Below are 207 nucleotides of genomic sequence, written 5' to 3' on the forward strand. Positions count from 1 at the left end.
TCCTCCGGCGAGCCAGATGCTCCACCCGGCGTATCGGCACCATCGTCCAGGCCGTCCACACACTGCTGACCTGCAACTATTCAGGATGAAAGGGGCTCAATGAGCTTCTTCAGCGTTGCAGCTCCAGTGTGAGGACTGCCTTGGCGATTGACGTCATGCGGTTGGGGCTGCAGCGGGACCTGCGGAAGATCCGCCAGGACTTCAGGC

2 pseudogenes are annotated in these 207 nt (G+C 61.4%); one reads left to right on the forward strand and one right to left on the reverse strand.

Annotation, left to right across the window (positions count from 1 at the left end):
• A pseudogene (locus IE94_RS39805) lies at nucleotides 1-89 on the forward strand (IS5/IS1182 family transposase); the annotation flags it as partial.
• 20 nt (nucleotides 90-109) lie between these two features.
• Here IE94_RS39805 and IE94_RS39810 read toward each other — a convergent pair.
• A pseudogene (locus IE94_RS39810) lies at nucleotides 110-207 on the reverse strand (IS5/IS1182 family transposase); the annotation flags it as partial.

The sequence above is a fragment of the Streptomyces violaceorubidus genome, from assembly GCF_000717995.1.
Classification (GTDB): Bacteria; Actinomycetota; Actinomycetes; order Streptomycetales; family Streptomycetaceae; genus Streptomyces; species Streptomyces violaceorubidus.